The sequence below is a fragment of the Streptomyces sp. NPDC048257 genome (genome assembly GCF_043201855.1).
Lineage (GTDB): Bacteria > Actinomycetota > Actinomycetes > Streptomycetales > Streptomycetaceae > Streptomyces.
Genome location: NZ_JBICZI010000008.1, coordinates 86,061 through 103,287, shown reverse-complemented (window position 1 = coordinate 103,287; position 17,227 = coordinate 86,061). Strand labels below are relative to the sequence as shown.

19 protein-coding genes are annotated in these 17,227 nt (G+C 73.4%); 10 read left to right on the top strand and 9 right to left on the bottom strand.

The window, feature by feature from the left end; all coding sequences use genetic code 11:
• The first annotated feature begins 41 nt into the window (after positions 1-41).
• On the top strand, positions 42-1,319 hold the full coding sequence (locus ACGFZK_RS18545) for a beta-ketoacyl-[acyl-carrier-protein] synthase family protein (protein ID WP_393849934.1): 1,278 nt from the start codon (positions 42-44) through the stop codon (positions 1,317-1,319).
• 116 nt (positions 1,320-1,435) lie between these two features.
• On the opposite strand, the gene ACGFZK_RS18540 is transcribed toward ACGFZK_RS18545, so the two are convergent.
• The gene (locus ACGFZK_RS18540; RefSeq protein ID WP_030160508.1) at positions 1,436-1,930 is read right to left on the bottom strand and encodes a DUF3145 domain-containing protein; all 495 of its coding nucleotides are present in this window, start codon (positions 1,928-1,930) and stop codon (positions 1,436-1,438) included.
• Positions 1,931-2,178: 248 nt separating this feature from the next.
• Here ACGFZK_RS18540 and ACGFZK_RS18535 point away from each other — a divergent pair, with 248 nt between their 5' ends.
• Positions 2,179-3,081: an SGNH/GDSL hydrolase family protein gene (locus tag ACGFZK_RS18535; RefSeq protein WP_393849933.1), complete on the top strand. Its 903-nt coding sequence runs from the start codon at positions 2,179-2,181 to the stop codon at positions 3,079-3,081.
• Between the two features lie 87 nt (positions 3,082-3,168).
• On the opposite strand, the gene ACGFZK_RS18530 is transcribed toward ACGFZK_RS18535, so the two are convergent.
• A complete protein-coding gene (locus ACGFZK_RS18530) occupies positions 3,169-5,619 on the bottom strand; it encodes a beta-glucosidase (RefSeq protein WP_393849932.1) in 2,451 nt (816 codons plus the stop codon).
• 154 nt (positions 5,620-5,773) lie between these two features.
• Here ACGFZK_RS18530 and ACGFZK_RS18525 point away from each other — a divergent pair, with 154 nt between their 5' ends.
• Positions 5,774-6,355: a TetR/AcrR family transcriptional regulator gene (locus ACGFZK_RS18525; RefSeq protein ID WP_393849931.1), complete on the top strand. Its 582-nt coding sequence runs from the start codon at positions 5,774-5,776 to the stop codon at positions 6,353-6,355.
• Here the strand turns inward: ACGFZK_RS18525 and ACGFZK_RS18520 are convergent.
• Positions 6,352-7,011: an NAD(P)-binding domain-containing protein gene (locus tag ACGFZK_RS18520; RefSeq protein WP_393849930.1), complete on the bottom strand. Its 660-nt coding sequence runs from the start codon at positions 7,009-7,011 to the stop codon at positions 6,352-6,354. The two genes, ACGFZK_RS18525 and ACGFZK_RS18520, sit on opposite strands and share 4 nt — an antisense overlap.
• Before the next feature lie 13 nt (positions 7,012-7,024).
• On the opposite strand from ACGFZK_RS18520, the gene ACGFZK_RS18515 reads away from it, so the two are divergent.
• The 3 genes from ACGFZK_RS18515 to ACGFZK_RS18505 are packed head-to-tail and all read left to right on the top strand — an operon-like array spanning position 7,025 to position 8,649.
• Complete coding sequence (locus tag ACGFZK_RS18515; protein WP_393849929.1) at positions 7,025-7,189, top strand: hypothetical protein; 165 nt, start codon at positions 7,025-7,027, stop codon at positions 7,187-7,189.
• 4 nt (positions 7,190-7,193) lie between these two features.
• On the top strand, positions 7,194-7,913 hold the full coding sequence (locus tag ACGFZK_RS18510; RefSeq protein ID WP_393849928.1) for a carbon-nitrogen hydrolase family protein: 720 nt from the start codon (positions 7,194-7,196) through the stop codon (positions 7,911-7,913).
• 13 nt (positions 7,914-7,926) lie between these two features.
• The gene (locus ACGFZK_RS18505; protein WP_393849927.1) at positions 7,927-8,649 is read left to right on the top strand and encodes a PaaI family thioesterase; all 723 of its coding nucleotides are present in this window, start codon (positions 7,927-7,929) and stop codon (positions 8,647-8,649) included.
• A gap of 296 nt (positions 8,650-8,945) precedes the next feature.
• On the opposite strand, the gene ACGFZK_RS18500 is transcribed toward ACGFZK_RS18505, so the two are convergent.
• From ACGFZK_RS18500 to ACGFZK_RS18490, 3 genes are all read right to left on the bottom strand, one after another.
• Positions 8,946-9,746 carry an EI24 domain-containing protein gene (locus ACGFZK_RS18500; RefSeq protein ID WP_393849926.1) on the bottom strand — a complete coding sequence of 267 codons (801 nt, stop codon included), beginning with the start codon at positions 9,744-9,746 and terminating at the stop codon, positions 8,946-8,948.
• Positions 9,747-9,811: 65 nt separating this feature from the next.
• Positions 9,812-10,234, bottom strand: coding sequence for an organic hydroperoxide resistance protein (locus tag ACGFZK_RS18495; RefSeq protein WP_393849925.1), 423 nt, complete (start codon positions 10,232-10,234; stop codon positions 9,812-9,814).
• 64 nt (positions 10,235-10,298) lie between these two features.
• Positions 10,299-11,321, bottom strand: a complete 1,023-nt coding sequence (locus ACGFZK_RS18490) for an NADP-dependent oxidoreductase (RefSeq protein ID WP_393849924.1) — start codon at positions 11,319-11,321, stop codon at positions 10,299-10,301.
• Positions 11,322-11,416: 95 nt separating this feature from the next.
• Here ACGFZK_RS18490 and ACGFZK_RS18485 point away from each other — a divergent pair, with 95 nt between their 5' ends.
• Complete coding sequence (locus ACGFZK_RS18485) at positions 11,417-11,839, top strand: MarR family winged helix-turn-helix transcriptional regulator (RefSeq protein ID WP_393849923.1); 423 nt, start codon at positions 11,417-11,419, stop codon at positions 11,837-11,839.
• Between the two features lie 12 nt (positions 11,840-11,851).
• On the opposite strand, the gene ACGFZK_RS18480 is transcribed toward ACGFZK_RS18485, so the two are convergent.
• Positions 11,852-12,574 (bottom strand): hypothetical protein, encoded by a 723-nt coding sequence (locus ACGFZK_RS18480; protein WP_393849922.1) that lies wholly within the window; start codon positions 12,572-12,574, stop codon positions 11,852-11,854.
• Positions 12,575-12,652: 78 nt separating this feature from the next.
• Between ACGFZK_RS18480 and ACGFZK_RS18475 the strand changes: the two genes are divergently transcribed.
• A complete protein-coding gene (locus ACGFZK_RS18475; RefSeq protein WP_393849921.1) occupies positions 12,653-13,219 on the top strand; it encodes a hypothetical protein in 567 nt (188 codons plus the stop codon).
• Here the strand turns inward: ACGFZK_RS18475 and ACGFZK_RS18470 are convergent.
• The gene (locus ACGFZK_RS18470) at positions 13,216-13,896 is read right to left on the bottom strand and encodes an esterase/lipase family protein (RefSeq protein ID WP_393849920.1); all 681 of its coding nucleotides are present in this window, start codon (positions 13,894-13,896) and stop codon (positions 13,216-13,218) included. The genes ACGFZK_RS18475 and ACGFZK_RS18470 overlap by 4 nt on opposite strands.
• Before the next feature lie 245 nt (positions 13,897-14,141).
• On the opposite strand from ACGFZK_RS18470, the gene ACGFZK_RS18465 reads away from it, so the two are divergent.
• On the top strand, positions 14,142-15,179 hold the full coding sequence (locus ACGFZK_RS18465) for a rod shape-determining protein (protein WP_393849919.1): 1,038 nt from the start codon (positions 14,142-14,144) through the stop codon (positions 15,177-15,179).
• Entirely contained in the window at positions 15,176-16,771 is a 1,596-nt protein-coding gene (locus tag ACGFZK_RS18460; protein ID WP_393849918.1) for a GAF domain-containing protein, read from the top strand. Before ACGFZK_RS18465 ends, ACGFZK_RS18460 begins: the two co-directional genes overlap by 4 nt.
• Positions 16,772-16,780: 9 nt before the next feature.
• Here the strand turns inward: ACGFZK_RS18460 and ACGFZK_RS18455 are convergent, their stop codons facing one another.
• Entirely contained in the window at positions 16,781-17,218 is a 438-nt protein-coding gene (locus ACGFZK_RS18455) for an Lrp/AsnC family transcriptional regulator (protein WP_393849917.1), read from the bottom strand.
• Between the last annotated feature and the right edge of the window lie 9 nt (positions 17,219-17,227).

The window sequence follows — 17,227 nt, the reverse complement described above, 5'->3', positions numbered from 1 at the left end:
TGACAATTCAGCACCCCCTGAGACGTGGAGAAAGAATTCCTGTGAGCCCGACCAATCGCACCGTGGTCGTCACCGGTATCGGCGCAACCACTCCGCTGGGTGGCGACAGCGCTTCGACCTGGGAAGGTCTGCTTGCCGGCCGTTCCGGCGTCAAGCCCCTGGAGGGCGAGCGTTTCGCCGAACTCCCGGTACGCATCGCCGCTCGGGCCGCCGTGGACCCGAGTGAAGTCCTGCCCCGGCCGCTGGCCCGCAAGCTGGACCGCTCGGCGCAGTTCGCCGTCATCGCGGCCCGCGAGGCGTGGGCCGACGCCGGCTACACCGGCCCGGCCGGCGAAGAGACGGAGACGGGCGCGTCCATCGCGCCCGAGCGTCTGGGCACCGTGATCGCCTCCGGCATCGGCGGTGTCACCACCCTGCTCGACCAGTACGACGTACTGAAGGACAAGGGCGTGCGCCGGGTCTCCCCGCACACCGTCCCCATGCTCATGCCGAACGGCCCGTCGGCCAACGTCGGCCTGGAGGTCAACGCCCAGGCGGGCGTGCACACTCCGGTCAGCGCGTGCGCGTCCGGCGCCGAGGCCATCGGCTATGCCGTGGAGATGATCCGTACCGGCCGCGCCGACGTGGTCGTCGCGGGCGGTACCGAGGCGGCGATCCACCCGCTGCCGATCGCCGCGTTCGCCAACATGATGGCGATGTCCAAGAACAACGAGAACCCCGAGCAGGCCTCCCGCCCGTACGACAAGGCCCGTGACGGCTTCGTGCTCGGCGAGGGCGCGGGCGTCGTCATCCTGGAGTCCGCCGAGCACGCCGCCGCGCGTGGCGCCCGGGTCTACTGCGAGGTGCTGGGCCAGGGTCTGTCCGCGGACAGCCACCACATCGCGCAGCCGGAGCCGACCGGCCGCGGTGTCGCGGCCGCGGTGCAGAACCTGCTCGACAACACGGGTCTCGACCCGGCCGAGCTGGTCCACCTGAACGCGCACGCCACGTCGACCCCGCAGGGTGACACGGCCGAGCTGAAGGCCCTGCGCAAGGTGCTGGGCGACGACCTCGACCACATCGCGATCTCCGCGACCAAGTCGATGACCGGTCACCTGCTGGGTGGCGCGGGCGGTATCGAGACCGTCGCGACCGTGCTGGCGCTGTACAACCGGCTGGCCCCGCCGACGATCAACGTCGACAACCTCGACGAGGACATCGACGCGGACATCGTCGTCGGCGAGCCGCGCAAGCTGCCGGCCGACGGCCCGATCTCCGCGATCAACAACTCCTTCGGCTTCGGCGGCCACAACGTGACCCTCGCCTTCCGCACTGTCTGAGGGCTGCTCATGTGACGGCTGCGGTGTTCGTCGTGTCGAGCACCGCAACCGTCGCGGTGATGCGCAGAAAGGCCCACCCGGGATCCCGGGTGGGCCTTTCTGCGCGTAGCCGGCGGCTAGACCACCTGGTGGAGCCAGCGGACCGGGGCGCCCTCGCCCGCGTAGCGGAAGGGCTCCAGTTCGTCGTCCCACGGCTTGCCGAGCAGCTTGGCGATCTCCGCCTCCAGGTCGGTCTCGCCGCGCGCGGACCGGGCGAGGGCGGCGCGCAGGCGGTCCTCCGGGATCAGGATGTCGCCGTGCATGCCGGTGACGGCGTGGAAGATGCCGAGCTCCGGGGTGGAGCTGTAGCGCTCGCCCTCGGCGGTCGGGCACGGTTCCGCGGTCACCTCGAAGCGCAGCAGGTGCCAGCCGCGCAGCGCGGAGGCGAGCTTCGAGGCGGTGCCCGCTTCGGCCTGCCAGGAGAACTCGGCTCTCCAGGTGCCGGGGGAGGCGGGCTGTCTGATCCAGTCGAGGTTCACCCGCACCCCGAGCACGCCCGCAACAGCCCATTCCACGTGCGGGCAGAGCGCACGCGGTGCGGAATGCACGTACAGAACTCCACGTGTCGTCACCGGGACCTCCAGTGTGGGACGAGGTCGGGAATAAACTCCAGAAAACGGACAGTATGTGACGTGATGTAATGTAACGGAAATTATTTGACATTGCGCTACGGGACCTGCGGCCGAAACACCACGGGAAAAAGCTACCGTGCGCCAGGGGTCATGGTGTGACGTACGGTCGCTCCAAGGACGGTAAACACCGAGCTTTCACTCAGCAGGACCCCCTGACGACGCGGGGTCGACAAGGAGGAGCCCTTCCCATGCGCACCACCGCTCCGCGCCGCCGCGCGCGCCGGACCCTCGCGGGCGCGGGCGCGGCGGTCGTACTGCTGGCCGGGGCGGCCACCGGGTGCGGCCCGGGCGGGTCGGACGGCGAGCAGGGCGGCGAGCGCGGGGCGAAGGGCGCACCGCGCTGGAACACGGCGCCCGCCTCGATCGCGGCCGTGGGCGACTCCATCACACGTGGTTTCGATGCCTGTTCGGTGCTGGCCGACTGCCCGGAGGTCTCCTGGGCCACCGGGAACGACCCCGCGGTCCGCTCCCTCGCCGCCCGGCTGCTCGGGGACGCCGAGGCACCCGCCCGCAGCTGGAACTACGCGGTGACCGGCTCACGGATGGCGGACCTCCCGGCCCAGCTGGCCGGGGCCGCCGCGCACAAGCCCGACCTGGTCACGGTGATGGTGGGCTCGAACGACGCCTGCCGGCCCACGGCTTCGTCGATGACGTCGGTGGCGGAGTTCCGGTCCGGATTCGAGCGGGCCCTCGCGGACCTGCGGACCGCCTCCCCCGCCTCCCAGGTGTACGTCTCCAGCGTGCCGGACCTCCAGCGGCTGTGGGAACAGGGCAAGGATCTCCCGATGGTCCGGCAGGTCTGGAAGCTGGGGATCTGCCAGTCGATGCTCGCCGATCCGCTGTCGCTGGCCACGGGGGCGACGGCCCGGCGCGAGCAGGTGCGGGCGCGGGTGGTGGAGTACAACGAGGTGCTGCGCGAGGTCTGTGCGAAGGATCCGCTGTGCCGCTACGACGGCGGCGCGGTGTTCCAGTACCCGTTCGCGGCGGATCAGTTGAGCCGGTGGGACTGGTTCCATCCGGGCAAGGACGGGCAGGCGCGGCTCGCGGAACTGGCGCACCGCCAGGTGACGGCGGCCGAACCGCCGCGTTGACGCCGGGTGCGGAGAGGGTCCGGGGACGGGTGTCAGGGCCCGCCCCCGGACCGGCTTTTCAGGGGTGATTTCCGGCCATACGGTGTGTCACGCGATGTCGAGCGTCGCGGTCAGCCGGGTGTCACCGTGCGAGTGGCTCGCGCGGACCTCGTAGGTGCCGCCGATCCGCCGCCAGCCGCGGGCCTCCTCGTCCCAGATCTCGAAGGCCCGGGCGGGCAGGGCGATCTCGGTCTCGACGCTCTCGCCGGGGCCCGCCGCCACGCCGGCGAAGGCGGCCAGCCAGCTCGCGGGGCGCTCGACGGGGTCGGCGACGGGGGCCAGGTAGACCTGGACGACCTCGCGGCCGGGCCGGGTGCCGGTGTTGGTGAGGCGGACCCGGACCGTGTCGGAGGTGACCTCCACGGACTCGTACGTCCAGTCGGTGTAGCCGAGGCCGTGCCCGAAGGGGTAGGCGGGGGTCACGGCGTGCTTCTCGTACGCGCGGTAGCCGATGAAGAGCCCCTCGCCGTACTCCAGGCGCCCCTCGGTGGGGACGACCTCGGTCACGGGCGCGTCCGCGAACCGCGCGGGCCAGGTGGTGGGCAGCCGCCCGCCCGGCTCCGCGTCGCCGAGGAGTACGTCGGCCAGCGCGGCCCCGCCCTCCTGTCCGGGGAACCAGGTGAGCAGGACGGCGGCCACGTCCTCGCGCCACGGGAGCTCCACCGGGGAGCCCGCGTTCACGACGACCACCGTGTTGGGGTTGACGGCGGCGACGGCGCGCACCAGGTCGTCCTGGCGACCAGGGAGGGTGAGGTCCCGCCGGTCGAAGCCCTCGGACTCCACCCGCTCGGTGGTGGCGACGACCACGACGGCGGTGTCGGCCTCGCGGGCGGCGGCCACGGCCTCGGCGATCAGCTCGTCGGCGTCGCGCTGCGGGCCGAGGTGCAGCAGCGAGAACATGACCGCCCTGAGCGGCAGCGCGCTCACGTCGGGGACCTGGTAGGTCAGTGACACCTCGACGGGTTCGCCCCCGGTGAGGGTGACGCGGGCGCGCTCGCTGGGGGCGCCGAAGAAGGCCTCGAAGGGGTCGGCCTCGTTGCCCATCTCCTGGACGCCGCTCCACAGGGTCTCGCCGCCCACGGCGAGGGCGAAGGCGCCGAGTCCGCGGGTGCCGAAGGCGTGCTCGCCGCTCTCGCGCGGCAGGAACGTACCGCGGACCTCGATGCTCGCCATCGTCTCGTACGTGACCCCCGCGGGCAGGTCGTCGCCGATCCACTGGACCTGGCCGGAGGGCAGGCCGCCCTCGCCGAGGACGGCCCCGGAGGCGTCCCGGCAGACGGCGTGGAGCTCGAACCCCTGACCGGCGGGGGTGGGTTCGTCGGAGGGGTCGGCGCCGACGCTGAAGGTGACGGCTCCCTCGGGCAGGGCGGCGGTGAGGCCGTCGAGCGGGGAGACGACGCGCTCGGGGAAGACGGTGGCGCTGCCCCCGCCGAGGACGCGGGCGTCGCGGGCGGCGGCGCCCGCGAGGGCGACGGTGCCGCCGGCGGCGATGTCGAGCGGCAGCGCCCCCTCGTTCCGGACGAGGACGAAGCCGCGGGCGGCGAGCTCGCGGGCCAGCGCATGGCCGTCGACCGGGGCCGGGAGGCTCTCCACGGCGGCGGGGGCGCCCTCAAGGACGCCGACGCGGGCGGCGAGGCGCAGGACGTTGCGCACGGCCTCGTCCACGGCGGCCTCGGGGACCTCGCCGGCGCGGACGGCCTCGGCGAGGGCGGGTCCGTAGACGGTGGTGGGGCCGGGCATGGCCACGTCCATGCCGCCCAGGATGTCGCCGGTGGTGGAGCGGGCGGCCATCCAGTCGGAGACGTTGCAGCCGTCGAAGCCCCATTCGGCGCGCAGGACCTCGTTCACCAGGTACTGGTGCTCGGTCATGGTCGTGCCGTTGACCTGGTTGTAGGCGGTCATGATGCCCCAGGGGTGGGCATTGGCGACGATGGCCTCGAAGGGTGCGAGGTAGAGCTCGCGCAGCGGGCGGGGGGCGATGACGCTGTCGACGGTGAACCGGTCGGTCTCGGCGTCGTTGCCGACGAAGTGCTTGACGGTGGTGCCGACCCCGCCGTCCTGGACGCCGTTCACGTAGCCGCCGCCGATGGCGCCGGTGAGGTACGGGTCCTCGGAGTAGCACTCGAAGTGCCGGCCGCCGAGCGGGGAGCGGTGCAGGTTGACGGTGGGCGCGAGCAGGACGTGGACGCCCTTGCGGCGGGCCTCCTGGGCGAGGAGCCGGCCGGCGCGGCGGGCGAGCGCGGGGTCCCAGGCGGCGGCGAGCGCGGTCGGGGAGGGCAGGGCGATGGAGGGGTCGTCGGCGGTCCAGCGCACGCCGCGGACCCCGATGGGGCCGTCGGACATGACCAGGGCCTCCAGCCCGATCGAGGGGACGGCGGGCAGGGACCACATGTCGCGGCCGGCCAGGAGCCGGGCCTTCGTGTCGAGATCCAGTTTGCCCAGCGCCGCCTCGACGGCGTCGTTGCGCGTCTGGTCGCGGACCTGATCGGCATCGGTCACGGCCGTGCCTCCTCGTTGAGTGCGGTGCGGTGCGGTGCGGTGCCCCCATCGTGGACCTGTTGCCTGTTGAACGGTAGGGTTCGTGATCTGTTCGTGATATTCGAATGCCGTACGGTCCTGTGAGCAGGGCCCGAACGGGAAGGGGTGCCGGGAGATGGTCAGGGCGAGGAGCGAGGAGCGCCGCGGGGAGATCGTCCGCGCCGCCGTCGAGGTGATCGCGGAGCGCGGCTACCGGGGCGCGTCCCTGGCCACCGTCGCCGAACGCGTGGGCCTGACCCAGCAGGGGCTGCTGCACCACTTCCCCACCAAGGAGGCCCTGCTGGTCGCGGTGCTGGAGGAACGCGACCGCTGGGACACGGGCGGCGGCTCGCGCTCCGCGGCCGGCACCTGGCGCCTGGACCTGCTGGCCTCGCTGGTCGAGTACAACGCCATGCGCCCGGGCATCGTGCAGACCTTCTCGGCGCTGCTGGGCGAGAGCGTCACCGACGGGCACCCGGCCCGGGAGTTCTTCACCGAGCGCTACGCCCAGGTCCGCGCGGAGATGGCGGCGGTGCTGCGCGCCGAGTTCGGCGACCGCCTCCCCTCGGGCCTCACCCCGGAGCAGGCGGCCCCGCTGCTGACGGCGGTCATGGACGGCCTCCAGTACCAGTGGCTGCTGGCCCCCGAGTCGGTGGACATGCCCGCCGCCTTCCGCTCGTTCCTGACGCTGCTGCGGGGGCCGGAGAAGACCGCCTAGCGGCGGATGCCGGACAGGTCCCGGGCGGCGAGTTCCGGGCGGGACGTCAGTACGGCGTGGACCGACTCCAGGATCGGCAGCGGCGCGTGGGCGGTGGCCAGGGCCACGTCCTTCGCGGCCAGGGCCACCGGGAAGTTCGACGTGCCGGCGTACGCACGGGCCACCGCGCCCGCCAGCGGCCCGCGGGCCAGTTGGCCGCGGGCCAGTTGGCCGCGGACCAGTTGGCCGCGGACCAGTTCCTCCGGCAGGCCCATGGCCTCGCCCAGCCTCAGGGCCTCGGCCACCAGAGCCACCCCGCCGACCGCCGCGTTGATCAGGACCAGCTTCAGTGCGGCGCCCGAACCGAGCGGCCCGCAGCCGGTGACCTCACCCAAGGCGTTGAGGACCTCCCCCACCCGGGCCGGCAGCGGGTCACCACCGGCCGGCACCCACAACTCCCCCGTGGCGGCCCGGTCCACACTGCCCATCACGGGCGCGTCGGTCAGCGTCACCCCCGCCGGCAGCCGCCCCGCGAGCTCCCCTACCGCCTCCGGCCCGACCGTCGACGTGTCGATCCAGTGGACGCCGGGCAGCAGGGCGGGCAGCACGCCCTCCGCGACGGCCCGCAGGGCAGCCGGATCGGCCAGCATCGTGACGACGAGGTCCGCATCGCGCACGGCCCCGCCGGGCGTGCCGGCGACCACCGCACCGGCCGCCTCCAGCGTCCCCCTGCACCCGGACGACACCCCGCGCCGCCGGGTCTACGCCGCCACCCCGCGCGGGACCGCCCCCTCCCCCGCCGCCCTGGCCTTCCTGGCCCTGCTGGAGGAGGTCGCGGCCGGGCTGGCATCCTGACCGGGTGAAGATCGCCGCAGCGCAGCTGACCTGTATCCCCGCCGATGTCCGCGCCAACGTCGCGCAGGCCGCCGCCCTCGCCGCCACGGCCCGCGAACAGGGCGCCGCACTGGTCGTGTTCCCCGAGCTCGCGCTCACCGGGTACGAGCTCGCCGCGCTGACCGCCGACCCGGGCCTGTGGACGGCCGCCGACGACCCCCGGCTGGATCCGCTGCGCTCCGCCGGGATCGCCACCGCGGTGAACGTCGCCCTGCCCACCGGCGGCCCGCGACCCGCCCTCGCGACGCTGGTCCACGACGCGGACGGCGCGCACGTGACGACGTACGCGAAGCAGCACCTGTACCGGCACGAGCAGGAGGTCTTCCAGCCCGGCGCGGCCGACGGACGCTTCGAACTCGGCGGGATCCGCTTCTCCCTGGGCGTCTGCTTCGACAACCACTTCCCCGAACTGCCCGGCCGGGGCGCCGCCGACGGCTGCCGGGTCCACCTGGCGAGCTCCCTGTACGGGACGGGCGACGGGATCCACGAGCGCGCCACCGTGTATCCCGGGATCGCGCGGGAGCACGGCCTGTACGTGGTCCTCGCCAACCACGTCGGCCCGGCGGGCCCGTGGACCGGCTGCGGCCGCGCGGCCGTGTGGGCGCCGGGCGGCGCCCTGCTGGCCGAGGCGGACGACCGTACGGCCTCGGTGGTGACGGCCTCGGTCGCGGGCGCCCCGGTGTGATGGGGTGGGCGCCATGAGCGACTTCGAGACGATCACGGTTCCGGAACGCCTCCACGGATATCCGGGGGTGGCCTTCGGCGGCTACGTGGCCGGCCTCCTGGCCGCCCGGGCCGCCGCGAAGGACGTACGGGTGGACTTCCGGCGGCCCGTGCCGACCGGGGCCCCGGTCCGGCTCTCGGCGACCGCGGACGGCGGCTGCGAGCTGACGGACGGCGAGCTGCTGCTGGCCGCGGCGACCCCGGCCGAGGGGCCGCGTACGGACGCCCCCGAAGCCCCCTCCTGGGACCGGGCCGTAGCGGCGGCCGAGGCCTTCCGGGCGGACCCGCCGGACGGTCAGGCCGACTGCTTCGGCTGCGGCCTCGACCGGACGCCCGCCACCGGGCTGCGCCTGCACTGCGGCACGGTGCCGGGCCGCGGGCTGGTCGCCACCGCCTGGACCCCCGCGCCCGAACTGGGCGGCGCGGACGGGCTGCTGCCGCCCGAGCTGGTGTGGGGCGCGCTGGACTGCCCCGGGAACGCGGCCGGGCGGCTGCTCGACGGCCGCCGGGCGGGCGCGGTCACCGCCGCGCTCGGCGCCCGGCTGCTGCGCCCGGTGCCGGTGGGCGAGGGGCTCGTCTCGTACGCCTGGATGCTGTCGGCGGCGGGCCGCAAGTACACCGTGGGCACGGCCCTGGCCACGGCCGACGGTGAACTGTGCGCCGTCGCCGAGGCGCTGTGGGTGGAGCCGCGCGCCTGAGGTCCGCCCGCCGGTTGTGACGGGGTCGGGTGTGTGCCGGGGCGTCCCCGCAGGGCGCCGTACGCACTGCCGCCGCACTCTCCGACCCCTGGCCCCGTTCGGCGCCCGAGGAGACGCCCCGGCGCGCGCCCGGCCCGCCGCACCCGGCCCGGTCCGCGCGGATCGCCTGGCCCTGCGGCTGCGGTCTACGCCGAGTCGGGCAGCAGGTGCCTGCTGCCCCACGCCCCCAGGGGTTCCAGGGCCCACGGGGGCCATCCTGCTGCTGAAGCGGTAGGCGGCCCGGGGCGGGCCGGTGGTTACGAGTACGCGGGCGGCGGCGGTCCGAAGCCCGCGGGGGTGGTTTCGGCGGCCGGAGCCTCGTCGGTCCGCATGAGGTCGCGCGCCATCAGCGTGGCCCCCGCCACCGCTCCCGGCATCAGGAACACCGCGACCAGCGGCACCAGGAACGCGAGCACCAGCGGCACTCCGAAGCCCAGCACCAGCAGCCGCCGCGACCGCATCAGCTCCAGCCGGTCCGGCAGCTCCACCTTGCGGCGCTGGAGGGCCACGGCGGTGAGCTCCTGGGTCAGGAAGTATCCGGAGACGCAGAAGCCGAGCACCGGGATCACGGTCTGCCCGATCACCGGGACGAAGCCGAGGACGAAGAGCCCGATCCCGTAGAGGAGCACCCGCCCGAGCACCTTGACGCTGTCCCGGGCGGAGACCCACAGCTCCAGCCAGAGCGGGAGCCCGGACTCGGGGACCTCGCCGCCCTGGCTGCGGTCGACCTGCTCCGAGAGGGACTCGTAGAACGGCTGGCCGATCAGCAGGGTCACGGCCGTGAAGGTGATCACCGCGAGGAAGAGCCCCAGGCTGAAGAGCAGGGCGGTCAGGAAGCCGCGGAAGAGCGGGAGCCACGGCGAGGACCAGTCGTCGGCGAAGGGGGTGGCCCAGGCGGTCAGGTCGTCGGCTCCGTAGCCGAGGCCGACCAGGGCCCCGGCGTAGAGGACGAACGCCACGAGCCCGGGCAGCAGCCCGAAGCCCAGCCACCGGCCGTGCCCGAACACCCATCGCTGACCGGCCAGCAGATACCGGAAGCCCCCCGCAAGATCACGCATGGGGCCAGTTTACGGCGAAGGCCGCACCCCGGACGGGGTGCGGCCTTCGCTGTGCGAGCGCCGGATCAGACGGCGAGCTCGACGGTGATGTTGCCGCGGGTCGCCTTGGAGTACGGGCAGACCTCGTGGGCCTTCTCGATGAGGTCCTTGGCGGTGGCGGCGTCCACGTTCGGGATCACGGCGGAGATCTTGACGATCAGACCGAAGCCGTCGTCGTTCTTGCCGATGCCGACCTCGGCGGTGACCGTGGAGCCGGAGATGTCGGCGTTCACGTTCTTCGCGACGACGCCCAGGGCGCCCTGGAAGCAGGCGCTGTAGCCGGCGGCGAACAGCTGCTCCGGGTTGGTACCGGCGCCGCTGCCACCGAGCTCCTTCGGCGGGTTCACGACGACGTCGAGCTGACCGTCGCTGGTGGCGACGCGGCCGTCGCGGCCGTTCTGCGCGGTGGCGACAGCGGTGTACGCGACGTCGGACTGCTGGATGGACATAAAGGAAAATCCTCCTGGTAATCGCCGCGACTCGCGCCCACGGTCACGACGGTGTGCAGTGAGCCTAACCGGTGAAAGAAACGATCATCTTTCCGGTGTTCTCGCCGCGCAGCATGCCGAGGAAGGCGGAGGTCGCGTTCTCGACGCCCTCGACGACCGTCTCGTCGTAGCGCAGCTCGCCGGAACGCAGCCATCCGGCCACGTCCGAGACGAACTGCTGCTGCAGTCCGTTGTGGTCGTTGACGAGGATGCCCTGGAGGCGCAGGCGCTTGCCGATGACCTGCATGAGGTTGCGCGGACCGGGGGCGGCCTCGGTGTCGTTGTAGCCGGCGATCGCGCCGCACAGGGTGGCCCGGCCGTGGACCTTCATCGAGGAGATCGCGGCCTCCAGGTGGTCACCGCCGACGTTGTCGAAGTAGACGTCGATGCCCTCGGGGGCCGAGACCGGCAGCTGCTCGGCGACGGGGCCGTTCTTGTAGTTGAAGGCGGCGTCGAAGCCGTACTTCTCCGTGAGCAGCGTCACCTTGTCGTCCGAGCCGGCGGAGCCGATCACCCGGGAGGCGCCCTTGATCTTGGCGAACTGGCCGACGAGGCTGCCGACGGCACCGGCGGCGCCGGAGACGAACACCGAGTCGCCCTCCTTGAAGGAGGCGACCTCGAAGAGTCCGGCGTAGGCGGTCAGGCCCGGCATGCCGAGGACGCCGAGGTAGGCGGAGAGCGGGGCGAGCGCGGCGTCCACCTTGGTGGCGTACGCCGCGTCGAGGTCCGCGTACTCGCGCCAGCCCAGGTGGTGCAGGACGTGGTCGCCGACGGCGAAGCCCTCGGCGGCGGAGGCGACGACCTCGCCGACCGCGCCGCCCTGCATCGGCTCGTCCAGCTGGAACGGCGGAATGTAGGACTTCGCGTCGTTCATCCGGCCGCGCATGTAGGGGTCCACGGACATGTGCAGGTTGCGTACGAGGATCCGGCCGGCGGCGGGCTCGGCGGACACGGGCACCTCGCGCAGGGCGAAGTCCTCGGCGACCGGCCAGCCCTGCGGGCGACGGACGAGGTGCCACTCGCGGCTGACGGCGGGGATCTGGGACATGCGACGCTCCTGGTCCGAAGGAAATTGCTTCACTAGGTGAAACAACCATGCGCCTAGATATTTCATGTTGTCAAGTAAATGGGTACGCTGGTTCCATGCCCAGTCGTCGAGTGGACCCAGTGACCGTCGAAGTCGTCGAGCTCATCGGCGACGTCGTGGCCCGCTATCACATGGAGTACGAGCACGCGGCCGCCAGCCACCAGCTCACCGGAGCCCAGGCCAGGGTGCTGAACATGCTCTCCCTGGAGCCCCTGCCGATGCGGCGCATCGCGCTGAAGCTGCGCTGCGAGCCCTCGAACGTGACCGGCATCATCGACCGCCTGGAGACCCGCGGCCTGGTAGAACGCCGCCCGGACCCGGCCGACCGCCGGGTGAAGCTGGCCGCCCCCACCGAGGAGGGCACCCTGACCGCGGAGCGGCTGCGCGAGTCGCTGGACTTCGCCCGCGAACCGCTGGCGGGCCTGTCCGTGGAGGAACGCACGGCCCTGCGGGACCTGCTCAGGCGGATGCTGGCCTGAGGCCGGTACCCCCTAGAACCAGCCGCAGAACAGCCAGCAGGTCTTCGTCGGCGAGGGACTGGGCGACGGGGACTGCGTGGGCGGCGGCGGGGCCTGCGTGCTCGCGGTGGCGCTCTGCGACGGCCTGCCCGACGCGGTTCCCTGTACGGACGTCCCCGGGCCGGGGGTACGGGACGCCGGCCCCGACGTGGCGGGGGCGGGGGCGGACCCCGTCGGACCCGGCTCCGCGACGCCCCCGGAAGGCGCCCCGGCCCCGGCCGTCTTCGTACCCGCGGCGGGGGCCTTCGCCGTGGCCTTCCCGGGCCCGGTAGGTGCACCCGCCGTCGGCGCGTCCGGCAGCGGGGCGGGCTGCTGCGGGCCGTCGTCGGTCAGCACCACGTTCGCGGCCCGGTCGGTGCGCTCCCCGTCGGTGGCCATGCGGGCCACCGCCATCGAGCCGCCGACCGCGATCAGCAGGCCGAGCGAGAGGGTCAGCACGGTCCGGCGGCGGCGCCGGTGCGTGACCCGGCGGCGCGCACCGGCGCGCCGCTCGTTCGGGGCGGACAGCACGACGAGCGAGTCGGCGAACACGTCGGCCAGGGCGGTCGGCGGGCCTGCCGGCGGCGCTCCGGCGGCGGGCGCGACGAGCGACGCGGCGGCGGGCGCGGCCGGTATCAGGTACTCGGCGGGGGTTCCGCATCCGGCGCACGCCAGTGCGCCGTTGAGGTGCCTCCGGCAGGCGTGGCAATAGTTCATGGCGCCCGCAGGCTACGTGGTCTGCGGCAACATCCAGATCCCGAGAACGTAAGGATCCTGTGTGGAATCGTCACCTCCATGACATCTTTCGGGCCCACCACATTCCAGTTGGTGCTATTGCGGCGGATGGCCGATTTCCAGCCGGAGCTCGCCGACGAGGCCCGCCGCCGGCTGGGCGCCTCGCTCGCGGACCAGCGGGAGGCGAACAAGCACTGGCAGGCGATGGTCCGCTCACCCCGCTCCCGCGGAGCCCTCGCCCGGTACCGCTCGGTGCTCGGCCCGCCCGGGTCCACCGAGCGGCGCACGATCGGCGATCTCGAGTGCGAGGCCCTGCTGTGGGCGCTGCCGCTCTGGCCGGACCTGCGCTTCGAGGTGCTGGCCGCGCCGGACGGGGCCGTGTGGAACGAGTGGCTGGTCCGGGCCCCGGGCGCGCGGGGGCCCGTACTGGAGTCGCCGGACGATCTGCGGCCCTGGTCGGCGACGGTGGACGAGGTGGCACGGGCCTTCGCCCCGGTCCGGCCGATGGAGGGCACCGCGCCGACCCGCTGGCGCCTGGCCTTCGCCGCGCGGGGTCGGCCCTGCGTGGCCGAGTTCACGTACGGCCTGCTCCAGCGGTTCTCCCTCGGCGAGGGGGACAGCCCTTAGGAGGCGAGGAAGGCGCGGACGCCGGCCGAGGTTCCGTCGTCGCCGAGCAGGTCGTTGTGCTTCAGGCAGCCGACCGGCGTGTTGACGGCTCCGGTCAGCGGGACGCTGTCGTCCGGGTTGACGGTCTCGTCGCAGTTGGACCAGAAGGTCGCGTACTTCACCGCGCCCGGGGTCTCGTCCCCGCTGTTCAGGTTCTTCACCACGTACGAGCCGGGGGTCATGTCCCGGCAGGCCTGGTCCCACAGGGCGCAGGCCCAGGCGGTGGAGGTGCCGCGGTTGGGTCCGGCGAGCGAGACCCAGTGGCCGACGGTGGCCGAGCCGCCGCCGAACTTCACGTACCAGCGGCTCACCAGCGAGCCGAAGGAGTGCGCGACGACGTCGACCCGTGCGGCGCCGGTTTCCCGGCGGACCTGGTCGACGTAGGCGCCGAGCCGGCCGGCGAGGACCTCGTTGACGGACAGGTGGGTGTCGTAGCCGAAGGAGAAGAGCTCCGCGTCGGTGTACCCGGTGGCCCGCAGGTCCGCTCGCAGGGATCCCCAGACACCCGGGTCGGCGTTGTAGCCGTGGACGAAGACGACCGGGTTACGGGAGGCGGCCCGGTCGGCCGCCCGGGCCGGGGAGGCCGCCGGCAGCGCGAGACAGAGGGTCAGGAGAGCCAGGAGTGCCGGAAGCGCCACACGTGGCAGCAGTCTCTGTCGGGCCGTCAGCATCGAGTCCCCTTTACCTTGTTACGCGTGAGTAGCGCGTGCGGTGCGGGCATGGTGCTGCCTGTCGGTACAGAAATCCACCCCCATGCAGCCGCGACGCACCCCCCGGCCGGAGCAGCCCAACGGGCCATGAGACCGAATTGCCCGCGATGATATGAAAAGTGACCGACATTTCCGTCGGTCCTCTTGCGTCAGCGCTCTCGGGAGGATCTGCCGTGACCGTCAGTCTTGAGCAGTTGCGCCGCTGCCACGTCGCCGTCGACCTGGGGGCGGCAAGGACCCGCGTGTACGTCAAGGGAGCCGGCCTCGTGGTCGACGAGCCCAGCGTCGCCGCGGTCAACACGCGCACCGGCGCCCTCATCGCCGTCGGCACCTTCGCCGAACGGATGACCGGCCGCACGCCCGACTACATCCGGGTCGTGCGCCCCGTCTCCGGCGGCACCGTCGTCGACATCGAGATGGCCCAGCGGATGCTGCGTCACCTCCTCGGCGAGAAGCTGCGGCGCGCCCTGCGCCGCAAGCCGCGACTGCGGGCCGCCGCCTGCACCCCGCACGACGCGGACCCGCTCGCCCAGCGGGCCACCGTGGAGACCCTCGTCGGCCTCGGCGCCCGGCGCGTCGAACTGGTCGACACCCTGATCGCCGCGGCCGTCGGCTGCGGACTCCCCGTGGAGCAGCCGACCGCGACGATGATCATGGTGTGCGGGGCCGCGGCCACCCAGGTGGCCGTCCTCTCCCTCGGCTCGATCGTCACCGCCCAGCGGATCCCGGTCGGCGGCGAGGCCATCGACCACGCGGTCGTCCAGCACCTGCGCCACGCCCACGAGCTGATGCTGCCCAGCCAGGCGGTCCGGCCGCTCCAGCTGGCCCTCCACGGCAACGGCCTCACCGTCGGCGGCCCGGCCTCCACCCTGATCCACGGCCGCGACGTGGCCACCGGACTCGCCCGTTCCGTGCAGGTGGACACCGCCGCCGTGCGGGACGCCATCTACACCCCGCTGACCGCCGTCCTCGACGGCATCGGCAAGGTGCTGCGGGACTGCCCGCCGGACCTGGTCGCCGATCTGACGGACCGGGGGATCATGATGGTGGGCGGCAGCGCCCTGCTGCCGGGCCTGGACCAGATGCTGCGGGACGCCACCGGAATGCCCGTCGCCATCGCGGAACGGCCGGACGTGTGCGCCGTACTCGGTCTCGGCGCGATGCTCGAAGGGAAGATCGCCCCCATGGTTCTCAACCCGCTGGCCGAATGACGAAAGCCGGGCAGGAGCCCGATGCGAGGCCCGAGCGGTCCCGGGAACCCGACGAGGAGGGCGCAAGCCTTCCGGTGCTGCTGGAAGCCGTCCTCAACGTCGGGTCCGAGCTGGAGCTGCACGCCACCCTCCAGCACATCGTGGACTCGGCGACCGAGCTGTGCGGGGCCCGGTACGGAGCGCTCGGGGTCGTCGACCCCGAGCGCGTCCTGCTGACCCAGCTGTTCACGGCCGGGCTCACCGAGGAGGAGCGGGAGGCGATCCCGCACCTGCCGGACGCGCGCAACGGCGTACTCGGAGCCCTGGTCGACGACCCGCGCCCGCTGCTGCTGGACGACGTCACCCGGGACCCGCGGGCGGCCGGCTTCCCGCCGGGCCACCCGCCCATGCACAGCCTCCTGGGCGTCCCGATCCGGGTGCACACGGAGGTCTTCGGCAATCTCTACCTCACCGAGAAGCGGGGCGGCGGCCCCTTCACGGAGGAGGACCTCGCCCTGCTGCGCGTCCTGGCCTCGCAGGCGGGGATAGCGATCGGCAACGCCCGGCTCTACGAGACCGCGCGCCGCCGGGAGCGCTGGATCGACGGCGCCGCCGCCGTGACCACGACCCTGCTCGCCGGACGCCCGGCGGCGGACGCCCTGATGTGCGTGGCCGAACGGGCCCGGTTGCTGGCGGACGCCGCGGCCGGGGTGGTGCTCCAGCCGACCCCCGAGGGCGGCATGGAGATCGTGGCCGCCTCCACGCACGGGGACGCCGGGGACCTGCTGGGGACGGCGATCGCCCCCGGTTCGCCGGTGCTGGAACAGCTCCTCGGCGGTGAGCCCGTCTTCATCGAGGACTCGGCGACCGATCCCCGGATGACCACGCACGTCCGGGAGCGGTTCGGGCCGAGCATGATGCTTCCGCTGCAGAGCGGCGGCCAGCTGATCGGCACGCTGGCCCTGCCCCGCGCCCGGGGCGGCCCCCCGTACGACGCGGTGGACCGGCTGCTCGCCTCGCAGTTCGCCTCGCAGGCCGCGCTGGCCCTCGTCCTGGCGGACGCCCAGCACGACCGGGAGCAGCTGGCGGTGTACGAGGACCGCGACCGGATCGCGCGGGACCTGCACGACCTGGTGGTCCAGCGGCTCTTCGCCACCGAGATGATGCTGGAGAGCACCCGGCGGCGGGCTGCGAACGCCCCGTCCGCGGACACGGTGGGCGACGAGCTCAGCCGGGCCGTGGACGAGCTGGACTCCACCATCCAGGAGGTCCGGACGGCCATCTTCGCCCTCCAGCAGCCGCCGACCGACGCCCCGACGACCTTCCGGGGGCGGGTGCTGCGCGAGACGGGCGGTGCGGCGGCCGTGCTCGGCTTCCAGCCGTCGGTGCACTTCGCGGGCGCGGTGGACGCCCTGCTGCCGGAGCCGGTGGCGGGCGACCTGCTCGCGGCCCTGCGCGGCGCCCTGGCGGCGGCGCACCGGCGCTGCGAGACCACCTCCATCGACGTGCAGGTGGACGCGACCCCGTCCCGGGTCCGCCTGACGGTGGCGGACGACGGCCGTACGGAGCGGGGCGCGCGGGGCACGACGGTGACATGGGAGTCGGCGCTGTAGCCCGCGTACCTACTGGCCCGGGCGGGTGGCCGCGCGCAGTGCGATGCGGGTGTTGGACTGGGCCACCCCCGCCTCCCGTTTCATCCGGCGGAGCAGCCCGTCGAGGGCGGCGGGGTCGGCGGCCCGGGCGCGTACGAGGTAGTCGTGCTCGCCCGTCACGTGGACGACCTCGGTGATCCCGGAGAGCTTGGCGACCTGCCGCTCGAACTCCTCGTTGGTGGTGTCCTGGCGCAGGGTGACGTCGATGAAGACGACGAGGCCGCCGCCGGTGTCGGCGGCCGGGTCCACGAGCGTGGTGAACCCGCGGATCACGCCTTCGCGGCGCATCCGTCGTACCCGGTCGGCGGTGGCGTTGGCGCTGAGGCCGACGCGGACCCCCAGGTCGCGGTACGAGATCCGCGCATCCTGCTGCAGGATGCCGAGGATTTCCCTGTCGAGGCGGTCCATGCCGCGATT